Annotated in this window: 16 protein-coding genes; 7 read left to right on the top strand and 9 right to left on the bottom strand. The window is 44.9% G+C overall.

Annotation, left to right across the window (positions count from 1 at the left end; genetic code table 11):
- The first annotated feature begins 96 nt into the window (after nucleotides 1-96).
- Entirely contained in the window at nucleotides 97-1,029 is a 933-nt protein-coding gene (gene yddG / locus L1D37_RS02255; protein ID WP_017629661.1) for an aromatic amino acid DMT transporter YddG, read from the top strand.
- Nucleotides 1,030-1,052: 23 nt separating this feature from the next.
- On the opposite strand, the gene L1D37_RS02250 is transcribed toward yddG, so the two are convergent.
- A complete protein-coding gene (locus L1D37_RS02250; protein WP_017629660.1) occupies nucleotides 1,053-1,949 on the bottom strand; it encodes a cation diffusion facilitator family transporter in 897 nt (298 codons plus the stop codon).
- Between the two features lie 364 nt (nucleotides 1,950-2,313).
- Between L1D37_RS02250 and L1D37_RS02245 the strand changes: the two genes are divergently transcribed.
- Nucleotides 2,314-2,664 carry a hypothetical protein gene (locus L1D37_RS02245; protein WP_239846718.1) on the top strand — a complete coding sequence of 117 codons (351 nt, stop codon included), beginning with the start codon at nucleotides 2,314-2,316 and terminating at the stop codon, nucleotides 2,662-2,664.
- 119 nt (nucleotides 2,665-2,783) lie between these two features.
- On the opposite strand, the gene L1D37_RS02240 is transcribed toward L1D37_RS02245, so the two are convergent.
- Complete coding sequence (locus L1D37_RS02240) at nucleotides 2,784-3,662, bottom strand: LysR family transcriptional regulator (protein WP_016797108.1); 879 nt, start codon at nucleotides 3,660-3,662, stop codon at nucleotides 2,784-2,786.
- Between the two features lie 161 nt (nucleotides 3,663-3,823).
- Here L1D37_RS02240 and L1D37_RS02235 point away from each other — a divergent pair, with 161 nt between their 5' ends.
- The 3 genes from L1D37_RS02235 (at nucleotide 3,824) to L1D37_RS02225 (ending at nucleotide 7,190) form a co-directional block, all read left to right on the top strand.
- Entirely contained in the window at nucleotides 3,824-4,423 is a 600-nt protein-coding gene (locus L1D37_RS02235; protein ID WP_239846717.1) for a methyltransferase, read from the top strand.
- Nucleotides 4,424-4,694: 271 nt separating this feature from the next.
- On the top strand, nucleotides 4,695-6,251 hold the full coding sequence (locus L1D37_RS02230) for a YjjI family glycine radical enzyme (RefSeq protein ID WP_239846716.1): 1,557 nt from the start codon (nucleotides 4,695-4,697) through the stop codon (nucleotides 6,249-6,251).
- A gap of 24 nt (nucleotides 6,252-6,275) precedes the next feature.
- Nucleotides 6,276-7,190, top strand: coding sequence for a YjjW family glycine radical enzyme activase (locus tag L1D37_RS02225; protein WP_239846715.1), 915 nt, complete (start codon nucleotides 6,276-6,278; stop codon nucleotides 7,188-7,190).
- Between the two features lie 58 nt (nucleotides 7,191-7,248).
- Here L1D37_RS02225 and L1D37_RS02220 read toward each other — a convergent pair whose 3' ends face one another.
- The 5 genes from L1D37_RS02220 to yccS all read right to left on the bottom strand — a co-directional run bounded on the left by L1D37_RS02220 (nucleotide 7,249) and on the right by yccS (nucleotide 12,827).
- Nucleotides 7,249-8,160 carry a LysR family transcriptional regulator gene (locus L1D37_RS02220; protein WP_239846714.1) on the bottom strand — a complete coding sequence of 304 codons (912 nt, stop codon included), beginning with the start codon at nucleotides 8,158-8,160 and terminating at the stop codon, nucleotides 7,249-7,251.
- A gap of 75 nt (nucleotides 8,161-8,235) precedes the next feature.
- Nucleotides 8,236-9,498, bottom strand: coding sequence for a hydroxymethylglutaryl-CoA reductase (locus L1D37_RS02215; RefSeq protein WP_239846713.1), 1,263 nt, complete (start codon nucleotides 9,496-9,498; stop codon nucleotides 8,236-8,238).
- Nucleotides 9,499-9,683: 185 nt separating this feature from the next.
- Entirely contained in the window at nucleotides 9,684-10,004 is a 321-nt protein-coding gene (locus L1D37_RS02210; RefSeq protein ID WP_239846712.1) for a hypothetical protein, read from the bottom strand.
- Between the two features lie 121 nt (nucleotides 10,005-10,125).
- Nucleotides 10,126-10,311 (bottom strand): hypothetical protein, encoded by a 186-nt coding sequence (locus L1D37_RS02205; RefSeq protein ID WP_017629650.1) that lies wholly within the window; start codon nucleotides 10,309-10,311, stop codon nucleotides 10,126-10,128.
- A 332-nt stretch (nucleotides 10,312-10,643) separates the two neighbouring features.
- Nucleotides 10,644-12,827, bottom strand: coding sequence for a YccS family putative transporter (gene yccS / locus L1D37_RS02200; RefSeq protein ID WP_239846711.1), 2,184 nt, complete (start codon nucleotides 12,825-12,827; stop codon nucleotides 10,644-10,646).
- A gap of 177 nt (nucleotides 12,828-13,004) precedes the next feature.
- On the opposite strand from yccS, the gene helD reads away from it, so the two are divergent.
- Both helD and L1D37_RS02190 read left to right on the top strand, forming a co-directional pair.
- Nucleotides 13,005-15,080: a DNA helicase IV gene (gene helD, locus L1D37_RS02195; RefSeq protein ID WP_239846710.1), complete on the top strand. Its 2,076-nt coding sequence runs from the start codon at nucleotides 13,005-13,007 to the stop codon at nucleotides 15,078-15,080.
- A gap of 92 nt (nucleotides 15,081-15,172) precedes the next feature.
- Nucleotides 15,173-15,523 (top strand): VOC family protein, encoded by a 351-nt coding sequence (locus tag L1D37_RS02190; RefSeq protein WP_239846709.1) that lies wholly within the window; start codon nucleotides 15,173-15,175, stop codon nucleotides 15,521-15,523.
- A gap of 104 nt (nucleotides 15,524-15,627) precedes the next feature.
- Here L1D37_RS02190 and L1D37_RS02185 read toward each other — a convergent pair whose 3' ends face one another.
- Nucleotides 15,628-16,083 carry a methylglyoxal synthase gene (locus L1D37_RS02185; protein WP_017632301.1) on the bottom strand — a complete coding sequence of 152 codons (456 nt, stop codon included), beginning with the start codon at nucleotides 16,081-16,083 and terminating at the stop codon, nucleotides 15,628-15,630.
- A 61-nt stretch (nucleotides 16,084-16,144) separates the two neighbouring features.
- The gene (torT, locus tag L1D37_RS02180; RefSeq protein ID WP_239846708.1) at nucleotides 16,145-17,278 is read right to left on the bottom strand and encodes a TMAO reductase system periplasmic protein TorT; all 1,134 of its coding nucleotides are present in this window, start codon (nucleotides 17,276-17,278) and stop codon (nucleotides 16,145-16,147) included.
- Between the last annotated feature and the right edge of the window lie 49 nt (nucleotides 17,279-17,327).

The following is a 17,327-nucleotide window of genomic DNA, read 5'->3' as shown; positions in this document are numbered from 1 at the left end:
TTTTACCTACTGCAAGTTATCGATAGTGGTGCTTAAGCCTATTTTTGTTTTAAGCTCGCTTCGATTACCCAATAACAATAAAGAAAAGGAAGAGGCGTGCTGAAATCTCATCGCCATAGCTGCTACGGCATTGCTGCCATTTTACTTTGGAGCTGCTTAATCGCGCTGTCTCGTAGCGTATCAGAACAACTGGGCCCAATCGGTGGCGCAGCCAGCCTTTATACAGTGAGCTCACTGTTGTTGGTCTGTGTTATGGGTTTACCTAAGCTATCGCGCTTCTCTAAGTCGTATCTGTTGATTGGTGGTGCTCTGTTCGTTTGTTATGAGATCTTCTTGGCTCTGGCTTTAGGGATGGCAAACAACCGACATCAAGCCTTGGAAATGGCCGTCATCAACTACTTATGGCCAGCATTGACGGTATTGTTCGCAGTCCTGCTCAGCGATAAAAAGATTAACTGGTTGGTTTACCCAAGTATCTTCTTAGCCTTCTTTGGTGTGGCTTGGAGTATCAGTGGCGATCAGGGACTTTCTGTTGAACAAATAGCTGCCAATGTTGCTACTAACCCTAAAACTTATTCAATGGCGTTTTTCGGCGCGATTATTTGGGCGGTTTACTGTAATTACACTCAGAAAGTAGCGAAAGGGCAGAATGCGATCGTGTTGTTCTTTATCGCGACGGCAATCACCTTGTGGATCAAATACGCATTGAGTAACGAAACCGGCATGGTGATGACAACCAGTGCTGCAATCGACTTAGTGTTAGCCGGTGTGTGTATGGGCGCAGGTTACGCACTTTGGAATACAGCGATACTTGGCGGCAATATGGTCTTCCTAGCGACCATGTCTTATTTCACGCCTATTTTTGCGACCTTACTGTCTTCCATGATTCTAGGTTTGTCACTGAGCATGACGTTTTGGCAGGGCGTTTGTATGGTGACGATTGGCTCTTTAGCTTGCTGGTGGGTAACCAGAGACAAAAAGCCGACGGTTACGGCGTCGGCTTCTAAAAAGGTTCAATCAGAGTCTTAGTTAGTAAGAGGCTTTCTTGACTCTTAACTCGCGATATTGAGATTCAATTGAAGCTCATAAGGCATCTTCGATAAGCGTCGCTTAAGTTGGCGGCGCGTACGTTCAATATCATCAACCGCAATCGCATCTTGGTCATTGGTATGAATATCAACGTTGATTCTTAGTTCAGGACCAACCTTAGTTACGCCCATTAGCTCCAAATCTTGATCCGCCTCTTTGTCTACAGCGACCACGTTTTTATCTACCGCATCACAAATGTCTTTGGTTGCTGACATCATCAGCAGTTCACGCATTGCTTCGCGTAACATGTCGAACGGTACTTTGATGAAGTAGAAAGACATCAGCAACATCATCATTGGGTCGGCATATACTGCGTATGACGCAAGAGGCGAGAATGTCATTGCCCACGCAACGACGAAACCAGCTGTCACCGCGACACTCAATAGTGTATCCATCTGCCACTGTTTAGATTCCGCTTGAATCAAACCTGAAGAGATACGTTTGCTCTTGTTAGCGATGTACCACCAAGCGTAACCACAACCCAACACGTTGAAAATACCAAACAGAGTTGCGATAGAAGCATCGACCTCACGACCACCTGTCATCAAGGCACCAATCGCAGAGTAAAGTGAATAACCAACCACAAGTAGAATCACAACAGCTTTAATCGCAATCACAATCGGTTCGATGATAGCTCGACCGAACGGGAACTCCCTATCTGAAGGGCGATTAATGTATTTTGAAGCAGCTAGTGACAATAAAGTTAACAGTAAGCTGATAAGAGAATAGACACCGTCAAATACTATGACCAGAGAGCCAACGATAAGCCCCAACACCAATCCGCCAATAGCGAAGCCTGATGCTAAAAGGGCTGAGAACAATAGTACTCGATTTTCGTTTTGGCTTTTCCTGTCACACATAATATTTTCCAGATGTTTTTGATAACTTCATTGTTCTAATAATGAGCTAACTTTACAAACTTTATCTGATGACGTTTATATGTACTATTTAAGTAGTTCAGTAAAATTATTGTAATTCAGTGGTTTAGACCGAAGTTGAGGTGTCAATAAAGTTGGCGATGACTGTTTTCTAGGGGATGTGTGCAACTGAGAATAGATGGTTTATGATTAATGAAATATATCAGTCATCAGTGTCGTATAGCTTCGTGAGCTCAATGTTTACATAAACTTAAGCATATCGATAAAGGCAACGTTAGCGTTCGAATACGTTGCGTAAATCGTTCGGTTTTAGCTGCATGACATCAGTATCAAGGAATGGATAAATATGAAGTTTGATAACCTCAGTGACAGCGAGTTATGGGCGATTGCTACGCCTATCATGGATAACTTGATGGAAGGTTCAACCAAGGTTGACCATGCTCAACACTGCCGAGACTTTACACAGCGAATGAAGGATATCGTTACGCCCGAGTACTTGGAGAAGGTGTGTCATCATTATCAGCACAGCAACGGCTTCTTTGCTGAACGTGAGCCTGTAGCGCTATTCAGACGTTCTGATTCCATCGCCTTTGTGTGGAAGCAAGCGTATACCATTGCCAAAGGCGAGTTTGTGGCTGAAATGGTGCTGGTTGAGGAAGAAGGGCGTTACTTAGTGGATCACGTCATGGTTTTCTAAGCGGTTCAGCATTAGGTTGTATCGGTATTAAGTTACACAGTCTTAGTTTGCATCAGTCTGAGAGCGCAAAAGGCGGCGCAGGCAATAGCTCGCGCCGATCTTATATTGGGAAGATAAAATTAGAAATCGAACAAGTAGTCGCTGAGCTGATCCGCGAGCCAGTTCATACCTGGGTGTTCTGCCATACCTGCCGCGGTAAACATGCAGTAATCTTCTTGAGTCAGGCCGTAGGTGTGTTTGATCACCGCTAACTCTTGTTCACGTAGTAAGTGACGAATCAGTGGCTCTGGCATTACGCCCCATGCTTCTTCACGCAAAATTGTATCCAGCATAAAATCAAAGCTAGAGAAGCCGATGTAACGACGCGAGAAGGGCTCAAGCTCTGGATTATCCTTTTCATTGAGATAAACCATGGTCGCTTGCATCGAATTTCTTAACACCTCATCAGAAACACGTCGCATCGCACTCAGATCGTGTCCTTTCTTGCACACTGACATCATTCGAATCTTGCCAAGCGGGTTGTAGATAATACGCGGGTCATCGACACGTTCGTAATCGACACCAAAAGCGAAATCCACTTGCTGAGTTTCAACCAAATTGGCTAAGTCGCCACTCGACGCGAGAACAAAGTTGAATGAGGTAGAAGGGTACTTATTATTGAGGGCGTGCGATAAATCCTGCCACATCTCATCGGGTAATGAGTCGTCACGGGCAATCCATATCTCGGCGTTGAACTCGCCAGACACATGCAAGCACGTTTGTTTAATGCGTGCTGCTGTCACTAACATGCCTTCACAGTCTTTGTAGATGGCTTTGCCTGCTTCAGACAGCTCGACGTGATTTCCGCTACGCACGAACAGTTCTACATCTAACTCTTTCTCCAAGGCTTTAATCGACATACTTAGCTTGGTTCGGTTGCATTCGAGCTGGCGTGCAGCTTCAGAGACTGATCCTAAATCAGCAACAGAACAAAAGGCTTGGACTTGAGAAAGGTTCATTTCATTTCCATCTTGAGCGGGTGTCGGTGCATATTATCTGAATATTGTGCTGACTATCTTAGAAATAGTCCATCTTTGCATGATAACTCTATGACGAATTGACTAATTTGGTTTACTCTGGGGAAGTTCCGAACCTACAAGAAGTAAAGATGGAGGCCATGATGGCGAAACAATGGGACGAGTACGCCGTTGATTGGGATAAAGATCCCGCGACCGCAGTATTCGCACAGTCCGTATTTGACCAGTTGACACAGCTCGTTGATTTAAACGGAACCCGTGTCCTTGATTTTGGTTGTGGTACAGGACTACTCAGCCAGAAAATATCTCCTTTAGCAAAAGAGATCATCGCACTCGACATCTCCGAAGGGATGATTGAAGAGTTAGATAAGAAAGAGCTACCAAACGTTGAACCGGTTGTTGATATTTTATCGCGCGGACTAGCAGCGCAACATCCAGCATTCAGAAACCAGTTTGACCTAGTGGTCGCTTCTTCGGTGTGTGGTTTTATCCCGAACCTACAAGACACAGTCAGTCTGATTTACACATTGCTTGAAAACGACGGCATCTTTGTCCACTGGGATTGGTATCTAGAAAACGGCAGTGAAGATTATGGCGTAAGCCAGCAGCGCTCAGAGAATGTATTGAGTGCGGCAGGTTTCTCTGTTGTTGAAGTGTCGACACCGTTCTCGGTTGATACACCACAAGGTGAGTTAAAAGTACTGATGGGCGTTGGACGCAAACAAGTGCTTCCTCATCTGTAATTGCTTCCCTTATCTGTAAAGAGATCGCTTTTAGCTAACTCTGACAGAGCAAACCTAAATAACGAAACCCACATCAACGGCATTAAAGTCAGTTATGTGGGTTTTCTATTTTTACGGCTTCGTGTTTTAAACGAAAGCTCCCCATCCTTAATGAGGGCTAATTATAAATAGATAATTTCCATTTTGGAAAAATAGTCTTGCATACATTTCATTAGTGGAAATGTTACGGTGAGATATAAAATAAGCCCATAACAATTTTAAGGGTTTAATCATGAGCCACCAATCTGCTTCTCCACAACTTTCTGAACAACAACAACGCTTTAGCAATATCATTTCAGATGCCAATCTGTCGCCAAAACAGAAATCGAGCTATCTTGCCTTAGAAGCTGAAGCGAGCCTGCCGTATATGCCGGTAAGCAATGAAGTAGAGCAAGCCTTACAACAAGGTGTGCTATGTGACATGTTTGAAGGTCACGCCCCATTTAAGCCGCGTTATGTGCTTCCCGATTATTCTAAATACTTACATCAAGGCTCAAAGTATTTAGAGCTTAGCGCGGCAACTAATTTCGACGAAGCATTGAACATGCTGACCATCCTCTATCATCACGTTCCATCAGTGACTTCCATTCCGGTTTACTTAGGTCAACTGGATGATGTGTTGATGCCTTTCGTTGGCGACTTAACGGAAGAGCAGGTTTATCAAAAGCTTAAGCTGTTCTGGATTATGTTGGATCGTACGCTGCCAGATGCATTCATGCATGTGAATATCGGCCCTACCGACAACATCATCTGCCGTACTATTTTACGTGTCGATGCTGAGCTCAAGCAGATCGCACCTAACTTAACTTTTATGTACGACCCAGCTGTGACACCTGATGATCTGTTGCGTCATGCAGCGAGTAACATCTGTGAATGCAGCAAGCCACACATTGCCAACTATCCTGCACATGCCGCAGCGTATGGTGATAAGCGTTTTGGTATCGTGAGCTGCTACAACTCGCTACCTTTAGCGGGTGGTTCAAATACGCTAGTACGCATGAACCTAAAACAAGTGGCCTTGAAGTCTGAGGACAGTGCCAATTTCTTACAGCAAGTGCTACCAAACTATAGCGGTATCATGGTTGAGCTGATGAACGCACGTAGCCGTTTCTTGCATGAAGAGTCTAATTTCTTCGAAGGCTTCTTAACCAAAGAAGGTTTGATCGAAGAAGATCGCTTCGCACCAATGTTTGGCATTTACGGCATGGCTGAAGCTGTCAACATCTTGATGGAAAAAGACGGCAACGCAGGGCGTTATGGTCATGACGAACAAGCTAACCAACTTGGGCATCGTATCTCAGAAAAGCTGGCTGAGATTGTTGAAAGCTCTGAAGTGAAGTATGGGTTGGAAGGCAAGGCTCTGTTGCACGCTCAAGGTGGCATCAGCTTAGATGAAGATGTAACCCCAGGCGTGCGTATTCCTTATGGTACGGAGCCTGATCCTGTCTCTTACGTGCGTGCTACTGCGGGTCATCACAAGTTCTACACCTCAGGTATCAGCGACATTTTGACCATCGACGAAACAGTAAAGTCGAATCCTGAAGCGATGTTCAACCTGTGCAAAGGCGCAATCCAAGCGGGCTACCGTGAGTTTACTGCCAACGTGGCATCGAACGATTTGGTTCGTGTGACGGGCTACATGATTAAGCTGTCAGATATCGCTAAATACGACGAGCAAGGTTCGCGTACTAACACGACTTTCTTGGGAGCCGAGGCTGCGAAGAACACGGGCATTTTAGAACGTAAACCGCGCGTCGCGAGCTTAGAAATGTCGCCAACGTACGAATAGCGTTGCAATCGAATCACATTAATTATGAAAATTTCTGATCTAACAACTCAAATGGCTAGGGTTAAAAATAATAAGACAGAAAAACAAGCGAAGGTCAGCCGTGTGCTGACCTTTTCTTGTGTTGATGGCCCGGGAAATCGTTTAGTACTGTTCCTACAGGGGTGTAATTTCGATTGTATAACCTGTCACAACCCACACACCATTAATCATTGCAACCACTGTGGAGACTGCATCAGCGGGTGTCCAAGCGATGCTCTAAGCATGGTTGATGGCCAAGTGAAGTGGGACCCAGCAGCCTGCACCAACTGCGATCAGTGCATTGATATCTGCGATCACAAGTCGAGCCCGAAAATTACCACAATGACGGTCTCGGAAGTACTTGAACTCGTTAGGCATAATCAGTTTTTCTTAAGTGGCATCACCGTTTCTGGCGGTGAAGCGACCATGCAACTGCCGTTTATCATCGAACTGTTTGAAGCAATTAAAAGTGATCCACAGTTAGCGCATCTCACGTGCTTTATTGATAGTAATGGTTCGCTGTCACTGCAAGGGTGGGAGCGAATATTGCCTTATCTTGATGGTGCGATGATTGACCTAAAATCATGGCAATCGGAAACACATCAATGGTTAGTAGGCAGAGGCAACCATAGGGTGTTTGAAACCATTAACTACTTAGCAGATAAAGGAAAACTGCACGAAGTTAGGTTGCTGCATATTCCGAATAAAAGCGACCTTGAAGATGAAATTGAACAGGTGGGGCGTTACTTGAAGATTCTACCAAGTGATGTTCGAATTCGACTGAATGCGTTTCAACATCATGGTGTGATTGGCGAAGCGTTAGATTGGCCGAAATGCACCGAACAGCAAATGCAGAGCTTTCACGATAAGCTCTACACGATAGTTCAAAGACCGATGCAAACGCCAGAGGTTTATACCTAGCTTTTAAGTTGTTTAGACGCTCAGTCAGGCTTCTAAGACCGTTAAGTATTTAAAAGGATTAAGCTTCTAAGAACAAGTCACATAGCCATTTGATCGCTTGATCATTCATGTTTGGTTTGTTCCATACTAGGCTGTACGCCACTTTTCCGTAATCGAAGGGAAGTGGCTTACTCACCAAACCTTGTGCTTGTTTTGCATGCTCAGCCCATTGCTTTGAACAGGTGAACAAGAAAGGTGTGTGATGACAAAGCACGGCTGCAGCACCAAAGTCCGCTACCGATATCGCCATTTCTCGCGGTTGGTGGCATTGAACTAAGTTTTGCTCGAAGTAAGGCTGAGACAGTTCATTATCTAAAATACCAATGTGCTTGTAATTTAAATAGCCCTCGACCGTCAGCTCTTGTTGAGCGAGCGGGTGATAGGCACCCATCAAACACACCATTTCATCAGGAAGAATCGTTTCCCAAACCAGCTCTTTGTTATCGGTTGGCGGCTGAGAGATATCATGAGGCAACAAGATCAAATTCACCTTGCCGCTAAGCAAAGCATCGAAGCCAAGTTGCTGTTTCGAATAGATATTGAGTTTAGCTTTAGGCGCAAGTTCTGTGGTGATTTTACTGATCTTTGAGGCGAACACTTCAAAGGTGCTTTCACGCATCGAGAGTGAAAAGCTGCCTTGGTACTCCTCTGGAGTAAAACTCTTCTGATGAAGGAGTCCATTCATACTGGAAAGAATGGCATGAACGGTTGGGGCTATCTTTAAGGCAAAAGGTGTTGGGATTAGCTTGGTGCCGTCTCGATAGAAGAGTTCATCGTTAAGGATGTCACGCAGTTGCGAGAGTGTTTTACTTACACTCGAAGGGCTCACACAAAGCTGCTCAGACGTCTGAGTCACACTGTGGGTGTTCAGCATAATATGCAGCGCAGTGAGGTGCTTCAGGCTCACTCTCGATAAGTGTAAGTAATCCATGTGTAACTCACGTATTCAGATTGGCTTGTGATTTTTCACGAATGACAAAACCGAACAAGCCAAATTAGATTAAGGTTATTTACGAGCTAGCTTATGGTGAGCTCGTGAAAAGTGGCCTGCACAGAATGCGCCGACAATCGATAACTCGCCCGCCAAACACAGCGCAGCACAGACTTCGGCTAAGGCTTGTGATTTACCATTACCGTGTAGTCCTAACAAATCGAGACATGCTTTTTGGCTTGGCAACCCAGTACCGCCACCGACAGTCCCTAGCATCAGGTTAGGTAGGGTCACGCTTGCGTATAAACCCCCTTCTTTGTTCAGTTCCATGCGAGTCATACCGATGGCAGACTCAGCAACACACGCGGCGTCTTGGCCGCAAGCAATGTAGAGCGCTGCTAGTGCATTCGCGTAGTGGGCATTGATACCAATCGTGCCACTCAAAGCACCACCAACGGTTGTCATCTGGCCAAACTGCACCATCTTCTCAGGTGTGGTGTGCAAGTACTTAGCAACAAGCTCAGCAGGAATGTTTACTTCAGCGGTGACTTTTTTACCACGAACACTGCGCAAGGTTTGGGTATTGGCTTTTTTGTCGCCTGATAAGTTGCCATCAAGGAAAGCATGGTCAGGCTTAACTGGCGTATTTTCGATAATGTATTCAAACACGGCATTGGTTGCGATGGTTACCATGTTCTGACCAGAAGCGTCTCCAGTTAGAAATTCAAACACCAAGTAAACATGGTTGCCTTCGATGTTGATATTGATGTCGGTAAGCTTGCCATGTGATGTGGTTGATTCAGCTAACGCTTTAAATTGCTCATATTGGGTTACAGCCCAAGCCACAAACTGTCCTGCTTCAACTAAACCTTGGAATGCAAAACCAGGAGTACGTGTTACGCCTTCATTAAGCAACATCGCACTTGCGCCACCACAAGCTGTAATCAGCTTTGAACCACGGTTGTAAGACGCGACAAGCGCTGCCTCAGTGGTTGCGAGTGGTACCAAATAATCCCCCTCAGCAAACAGGCCATTGACTCTTAGCGGGCCAGAGACACCGACAGGCACTTTCACCGTTCCAATGAAGTGTTCGATGTTTTTCTCATAAGCTTGAATCTGACTTTCGGTATGCGAGTCGAGCAGCTCTTTTTGCGATTCTGCGTTATCGATAGCAGCCCAACGGCGTGTGAGATTCTTTTCCGTCAGGTAGGGGCTAGGTGTCAGCTTGTTTACTGGCTTTTCAAAGTGAGGTTGAAGCTTTTTTTCTAATTCGTCTGCGGAGATGTCGCCTCCTAAAATAGAAACATAGTCACGGCGATGCAGATTTAGTTTTGGCATAAATAGTATGAAGTAAAGTTTGTGCAGCAAATTGGTTTGCGCTGATTCTACCGAGTAATAAACCAGAAACAAGCGTCAGATATAATGAGTTACAGTTTGTGTGCTTATTGCGTCAAAAAGCGTCCAAAGTGGTTGAATCAAGTCGATTTAGAACATTGAAAACAAGTGCGAACAGCAAGTATAGCTTAGATGTGGATGTCGAGAAGACTGCCGATCGCTTCGTTTTGACGATCAACCACACTCGCACCCACACGGTTATAACTGGCACTTTGGGTTAGCTTTAATAGTGAGTCGGTTGAGGATGAAACAGGTTCTGGATCTTTGTCTTTAAACGAAATGGATTGTTCAGGCTCTACTTGGTTGAAGCTGAGATCACTGCCTTTGAAAGCATCATCGGATTCTGGAGTGTGTTTAGAGGCTTGATTGAGTTCGAGCGCGGCTTCTTCAGCCATGTTGTTTGACTGCTGAATAATGGCGTAACCAGATTGAATACCAGATATCGACATAGCAGAACCTTTAATTGACGTGTTGAATAAGTCTAGGTGGACGATATTTTGAGCGCAATGGTGAAGGGGTAAAATTTACAGTGAAACAGTGTACTTAAGCTAAAATAGTGACGTCTGTCTATTAACTGAACAGATCGTTCAATGCATTTAGTTCTTCATCAGTAAGAAGAGTTTGTTGTTCCGTTTCAAGATTACCGTCAATCTCGCCCTGCAATGCTTTTAATTGCTGCGGGCTAAGAAGCTGAATCTGTTGTTTGAATGCTTCAAATTGTTGTGTATTCATAATGTGACCTTGGTGCAAATCCATATGCTCAATTGAGCATAGACTACTGGTGCAGGAAATCAAACAAGATTAAGTGAATATTAAACGAAATTTGTAATTTCCTAGAACTAAGACAACTATAAATTCCTCTGGTCGTTTTTTGTCCGAGAAATGTTAGGCAAAGTTAAGGCTTGGTCAATCAAAGTCAGAAAATTCCTACAACGTAAAAATCGTCTTAACCCTTATGGGGTAAGGGTAGGTAAGCAGTTGCTCTACTCAATTAGAGGTATTGGTAGAGCAACATATAACTGTAACAAATGATCAAAAGATGTGCGATTAATGCTATCTTTTTGTTTTTACAGTATTTTGTGTGTCTATTAAGAATCCGCTTTATCGAGCGGTTTATCAATCTTCACCTTAACCGCAAACTTGGTCGCTAGCGTATGCAGTTCTGGAAGCATTCGATATATCAAATGAAGTTGTTGTAAGACCATTCTGACAGAGCTTTCATCTTCTTCTCGCCACTCACTTAGACGTTTATCAAGTTCAGGGTCGTATGCATTTTTAACCTCACACTGTTCACGATGTGAATAGAGTTGGTCATTCAGAGCATCAAGGTGCTCGTGTATCACACGGTGTGCATCCAGAACGAGCTTATGTGTGGATTCGTCGTCAATACGCGTTCTGTGTGCGCCTAATGCCGAAATATAGCTGAGTAGGGCGTGATTCAGCGTTAGAAAGCGAAAGCTCTCATCTTCAGAGGTTCGATATTTGCCCGGCTCCACCAACATGCTACTGATAGCGCTAGTCAGGTTCGCATCGTTATTGTGTGCGCTGCGGCGGGCGATGCGGTAATTCAATGTGTCTTTCTTACCTACACGATATTGGCCAATGATCTGCGCGAGGTAGTTCTTGTTTGAATCAAGAGCATCAGCCATCACCTTGTGTAGTCGTTTTGATTGCCAATCAGGCAACACATAAACGACTGCCATTACAGCGAGGGCACAGCCTATGAAGGTATCAGCCAGTCTTGGCAACACTACGGCGTAGCCTTCTCCAAGTTGGTTAAAGCAGAACAATACCAACAGGGTAATAAAGCCAGTTGCGAAGCCATAGTTGTTGATACGGAACGCAAAGAACATCACGCCACTGATCACAATGAATACTAACTGGCTCTCTTGAGAAGGGAAGAAGGTCAGTAGCGGAACCCCAATCAATAAGCCTGCAACCGTACCAATGACACGTGCTGTCAGCTTTTGACGAGTGGCGCTGTAGTTTGGCTGACACACAAATAGCGTTGTCAGTAGAATCCAGTAGCCGCGTTCAATGTCAAAACCTTGAATAATGCCATAACCGAGCGTTAGCGTAATTGCCATACGAATCGCGTGACGAAACAGCATCGAATCTGTATGCAGGTTGGCTTTTATCTTTTGCCACATCGCAGTCAAGGTGTGCGGGTTGGTATCGTCTAACACATCTTCTTCTAACTTCTCTGCATCTGGGTTACTGATGTTCGACAGCTGCTTTTCAACCGTTGCGAGGTTATTGAATAGATAATCCAATTGGCTCAGCAATGGCTTCCATTCTGGTTTGTTTTGCTGATGCAGATGATTAAGTGAAGACATCAGTTCATCAAGTGCTAATACCGATTTATCGCCATGTTGATATTCCGCACCAACCTTTAGCGAGCTCGCCACTTCTTTACACGCGGTCGCTTGCGCTTCCAGCAGATATTTAAAACGGAACAGCACATCAGAGCGCTCAAAGTGTTTAGCCAGTTCTTGATAGCGATAGTGGGTCGAACTTACGCGCTCGTGAATGTCTTGCGCGATGAAGTAAGTATTTAAGAATCGGTCACTGGGTCCGTCAATATGTCCGCGCTTAGAACGGTTGAGCAGCGTGGCTTTACACATGTTGAGTGCATTGACGGTACTCGCATTTAATTTGGCTTCAATAATGCGGTGCGGCTGAGGGATAAGATCAGATACTGGGTAGAATAGCTCAGCCTTGGATCCCATGTAGGTGCCAATCTGATCAAACACGTTAGCAAGGTTTTGCTGCACAGGTTGCATTGGCCAGACAATCTGCCAGATCATTGACATGAAGTAGTACCAAGCTGCACCTGTTAAGAGCAATAACGGTTGGAACCATAAGTTGATGCTTTCATGAGCGCCGAGCATGGTGTAGATAGCAACCAGCAGAGAACCAAAGGCGATACTGGCGTATTTGGGCCCAATTGCGCCGAGCATGATGAACGAGAATGTGGATGCGAAAAGACCTAATGCAAATAACCAAGGTGTGTCGAACAGCAGTTCAATAGAAAAGGCGGCGATCGCAAAACAGATAAAGGTCAGGGTGAGCGCTTTCAAGCGTCCCGTAAAGCTGTCATCACTTTCTGCTAGTGCAGCGGCGATGACACCTAAGATCAATGGAGTGATGAGTGTGTTTTGCTCATAATACCAAGCAGGAACGACAACACCAAGCAGAGTGATGAGAATTAATACGCTGTAATTTATGGTTTTATTCGCCCAATAGAGGCGTAATTTGGCTGAAAAGTCCACAGTCGCTCACTTGACACACTAAAAACCATAATCCTAACAGAAATCAAGCACAAGAATTTGATACTTATCCATAATTGCCCGTAGGTGGTCATGAAAGCGTCGATAAGATATGAGATATTATTAATTCTCATTGCATCATGATATAAATTCAATATTCCTAATTAAGAGCACACTCCAATGCAGCTAAGCGCTAACAAGACTGCACAGTTTTTTATTCAAAATGAATATCATCAGGTTGAACTTGATGGTTCACGTCTGCTGTTATCTTCAGTAGGCAGTGAAGAACGTATCCCGTTTACTATTTGGAGTGGCAAGATCGCGATAAAGCGCGGATTGTTTTGGGGATCGTTACAGTTTTTTGCTAACCAACAAGACGGTAAACAGCGCAGTTGGTTAGTTCAAGGTTTGCCATGGGATCAATGTCGTCAGTTTGCACGTACATCGGTTGCAGCTTATCAAAAATGGCACGACACACAGTGTGAACAATTGGCTGAGCACGTTCCTAAATGGGAAGCCGAGTTAACACGTTTAGAGCAGCTTCCTGCCTTCTTACCTCACTCTAAAGTCAACACTTGGGTCGACATGGTCAACGCTGGTTTAGAAAGTATGACCATGACCTTAGAAGAAGCCGCACAACGCATGCCAAACCGCATCGCGCGAATGCAGCCTTGGCTATCTGAAACCGAGATCAAGCAAGCCGATCGAAACCAGCAATGGCTAGAGACAGAAAGGAAGAACTGGGAAGTGTTGTTTGCTCAGTGTGAGTCGTCTCCTTTGAACTTGTCGCAGCAATACGCGGTTTTGATGAACGATGACCATAACCTGATTCTTGCAGGTGCTGGCTCGGGTAAAACCAGTGTTCTGACCGCTCGCGTCGCTTATTTATTGCAAAGTCATCAGGCGCAAGCTGAAGAGCTTCTACTGCTCGCATTTGGTCGCGAAGCCGCTGAAGAGATGAAGCAGCGCTTGGATAGTAAAATCGGCTTATCCGCTGAGAAGGTACAAGTGAGTACTTTCCACCAGTTAGGTTTGAAGATCCTGAATCAGGTTGAAACCGAGCGTGTTGTGATTTCTCCATTAGCCTTGGATGACAATCAACGCCAAGCATGGTGTATTGATTGGTTGAAGAAGCACTGGATGACGCCAACCAACTTTAAGCGCTGGCAAAAGCACTTGTCTAAATGGCCAATTGCTTATCTAACCGGTGATGATGAACTTGGCAGCCATGTTTCAAACCTCAAATTGATTGGTTGGCTTGAGAAGCAACTTGAACAGTTGAATGCATCAGGCCTAACCAAAAAAGAAGTACAACAACGGCTGATTGATCACAGAGATTACACGCGCCTTAACAGCGAACTCTCCCTGTGCTGGCCTTGTGTGACGGCATGGCAGAAAGCACTGAAAGAAGAGAACCATATCGACTTCTCGACCATGATCAGCCGTGCTACCCAATACGTGGAAAAAGGTAAGTTTATCTCGCCTTGGAAGTTCATCATGATCGATGAATATCAAGATATCTCACCAGATCGTCTTGCTTTGGTTGAAGCGCTTTGTAATCAGTCGAAAGCTCAGCACCAAGCTTCTATTTTTGCAGTGGGTGATGACTGGCAGTCAATCTACCAATTTGCAGGCGCTGATGTCGATCTTACGACTGGATTTAAAGATCGTTTCGAGAGTTCGACGATTCATCATCTCGATACCACTTACCGATTTAACAATCAGTTAGGTGCGGTTGCCAATCGCTTTGTACAAGAAAACCCGATTCAATTGCCGAAAGAACTGAATAGCTTCAAGCAACAGAAACAAAAGTCGGTGTACAGTGCGCCAAGTAAAGAAGTCGAGAAGATCCTCGACCAATTGAACCGACAGTCTAAAGGCAAAACTAACAAGTCTGTGCTGTTGCTTGGTCGTAACCATTACCACAAACCAGAGTTGTTAGAAGATTGGAAGAAGATTTTTACCTCCGTCGATATCAACTTCATGACTTGTCACGCCAGTAAGGGTAAAGAAGCCGATTTTGTGATTATCCTTTGTGTCGATGAAGGGCAGTTCCCAGCGAAGAAGAAGCAGCTGCATATTGATGGTGCGTTAACGGAATCGTCAGACGTATTCCCTTATGCTGAAGAGCGTCGCCTTTTCTACGTGGCAATGACTCGTGCGAAAGAGAAGGTATGGATCACGCACAGCGGAGATGGGTCTGGTTTCGTTCAAGAGCTACATGGTTCGGATTACCCGGTGGTTCGTAAAAAATGATGTCACTTGAGGTGATCGTCTAAGATTAGATTCTCAGGCCATTTTTGCCTGATTCTCATTAGGCTGAAGTCTGAAAGCAAAAGGAAGCAGATATGGAACATGGCTCAATCAACTACATTGAATTTGCAGCGCGTGACATCGCGGCTACCAAGGCGTTTTTCAGCCAAGTGTTCGGTTGGAAATTTGAAGACTACGGACCTGAGTATTCTGCTTTCGAAGGTAAAGGCTTAATGGGCGGCTTCTACTTGGCGAATCTGGCCTCCAATGCAGACAAGGGTGCAGCGCTGATGGTTTTCTACAGTGAAGACCTTGAGCAGACCGAACGTGATGTGATTGAGGCTGGTGGGGAAGTAAACCGCGAGATCTTCAGTTTTCCTGGTGGTCGACGCTTCCACTTTCGAGAGCCCAGCGGCAACGAAATGGCAGTGTGGAGTGACAAATAGTCTCTACTCAACACTTCTATATTCAGACAATAAAAATATATTCAGACAAGAAAAAGCCTGCGATTAAGCAGGCTTTTTAGTATGTAACGCATTGAACGTAAGCGTTAAGTACGCTCAGCTAGGTACGCTTCGTAATCTGGGATCTCGATGATCACTTCTTCTTCAAGCAATGAAGAGTTAAACAGGAAGTTTGCAGTTGCGCGGTTAGTTGCTACTGGAATGTTCCAAACACTCGCAATACGAAGCAGTGCTTTTACATCTGGGTCGTGTGGAACAGCATTCAATGGATCCCAGAAGAAAATCAGCATATCGATTTTGCCTTCAGAGATAAGTGCGCCAAGTTGTTGGTCGCCGCCCATAGGGCCACTGATCATGCTCTTGATTGCTAAGCCTGTCTCTTTGCTTAGTAGAGAACCCGTTGTGCCTGTCGCATAAAGGAAGTGGCTTTGTAGCTTTTCTTTATTTTCTTTTACCCATCTTAGTAGCTCAGGCTTGAAGTGGTCGTGAGCAACTAAAGCGATATGCTTATGCGTTGGCATTGTACGTGTTGTTTTTTGCATGAATGTTCCCTAAATTATTGGTCTAATTCTTATTGTTCTAAATTCTTTCTCGAATATATCACTAAGGTTGAACACTGAATACAGGTCGAAACTCAGAAGGTGAGAGCGAGTCGGCAATAACCTGATCTTTTAGTGTTGATGGCGTCAGAATTTCAATTTCTGGCGCCGCATGTTTATCGTAAGGTTTTGAACGCAAGTAGTTCGTGGCTTGCTCTACGGATAAGCGTCCTTGTTCAACCATCTTGTCTGTTGGTGAAAACAGTACTTTGTGGCGAAGCAACCCACGGTACACACCATGGCTGAGATAAGCTGAAACCAATCCTATCTCGTCCGATTTATTAGCTGCTCTAAGCTCACTGATCGCCGCTTCAATCGCGACTGCACTGCCAACGATGTATTTGATTTCAGGCTGCTCAATGACCTGTTGGACTAAGTTTCTTTGCAGCTCTTTATCATTATCTGCCCAGTAACTTACAGCAATATTAATATCGCTCGATTTTATTGCGTCGTAGAAGCCAAGTGCGACAGGTTTGGTGCCGCCACTTGCTTGAGGGCCTAATAGCAAAGCAACGTCTGTTTTACCGGTTCCTTTCGGGTGCAACTCGCTTAGGAATTTTCCTGAGTCATAGCCCATCTGATACCAATCGACGCCCACCACGCCTTTTAATACTTTTTGTTGTTTTTCACTTAAGGTCAGTTCGTTAACCGTTGCAAAAACCGGGGTAGAGCCTACCCAGTTGGTTAGTGTGTCGTAGTAAGCATCCGGTGATACCGTGCCTAGGATAATGGCATCTGCGCCCCATTTAACACAAAGCTGCATTTGAGAGGCTTGCTTTGAAATGTTTGGGTAACCGCCAGCTTCTAGTACGCGAAGCTCTACATTTTGCTTTTTCGCTTCGGAGATCATGCCGTAGTTTACCGACAGCCAGTAAGAGTCCTTCAGGTGAGGGTAGATCGCACAGATTTTTTCTACGCCCGCAGAGGTTTTAGCCTTTGGTACAGGGAGCAGCTCAACATGGCTTTCATCTGTTGGTTTGGGTATTTTCTTTGAACTGAGCACGACATCGGAGCTTTCCGTCATCAGTGAGTTCAATGGCGCGATTTGATCTTCTGATGAAGTCGCAGCGAAGGCCGAATTCGCAAATAAGCCAAGTAAAGAGGAAATGATTGTTGTCGCGAGCGTTTTAGATAGCATGAATTGGTGTTTTATTGGCTTTAGATAAGAAACACTACAAAATATAGCG

Source organism: Vibrio sp. Isolate33, assembly GCF_022397895.1.
GTDB classification, from domain to species: domain Bacteria; phylum Pseudomonadota; class Gammaproteobacteria; order Enterobacterales; family Vibrionaceae; genus Vibrio; species Vibrio pomeroyi.
This window is presented reverse-complemented; position numbering and strand designations above follow the sequence as displayed.

Coding starts and splice junctions, on each gene's coding strand:
- L1D37_RS02250 (WP_017629660.1), bottom strand. CDS start 1,949: ATGTGTGACAGGAAAAGCCAAAACGAAAATCGAGTACTATTGTTCTCA.
- L1D37_RS02245 (WP_239846718.1), top strand. CDS start 2,314: ATGAAGTTTGATAACCTCAGTGACAGCGAGTTATGGGCGATTGCTACG.
- L1D37_RS02240 (WP_016797108.1), bottom strand. CDS start 3,662: ATGAACCTTTCTCAAGTCCAAGCCTTTTGTTCTGTTGCTGATTTAGGA.
- L1D37_RS02235 (WP_239846717.1), top strand. CDS start 3,824: ATGGCGAAACAATGGGACGAGTACGCCGTTGATTGGGATAAAGATCCC.
- L1D37_RS02230 (WP_239846716.1), top strand. CDS start 4,695: ATGAGCCACCAATCTGCTTCTCCACAACTTTCTGAACAACAACAACGC.
- L1D37_RS02225 (WP_239846715.1), top strand. CDS start 6,276: ATGAAAATTTCTGATCTAACAACTCAAATGGCTAGGGTTAAAAATAAT.
- L1D37_RS02220 (WP_239846714.1), bottom strand. CDS start 8,160: ATGGATTACTTACACTTATCGAGAGTGAGCCTGAAGCACCTCACTGCG.
- L1D37_RS02215 (WP_239846713.1), bottom strand. CDS start 9,498: ATGCCAAAACTAAATCTGCATCGCCGTGACTATGTTTCTATTTTAGGA.
- L1D37_RS02210 (WP_239846712.1), bottom strand. CDS start 10,004: ATGTCGATATCTGGTATTCAATCTGGTTACGCCATTATTCAGCAGTCA.
- L1D37_RS02205 (WP_017629650.1), bottom strand. CDS start 10,311: ATGGATTTGCACCAAGGTCACATTATGAATACACAACAATTTGAAGCA.
- helD (WP_239846710.1), top strand. CDS start 13,005: ATGCAGCTAAGCGCTAACAAGACTGCACAGTTTTTTATTCAAAATGAA.
- L1D37_RS02190 (WP_239846709.1), top strand. CDS start 15,173: ATGGAACATGGCTCAATCAACTACATTGAATTTGCAGCGCGTGACATC.
- L1D37_RS02185 (WP_017632301.1), bottom strand. CDS start 16,083: ATGCAAAAAACAACACGTACAATGCCAACGCATAAGCATATCGCTTTA.
- torT (WP_239846708.1), bottom strand. CDS start 17,278: ATGCTATCTAAAACGCTCGCGACAACAATCATTTCCTCTTTACTTGGC.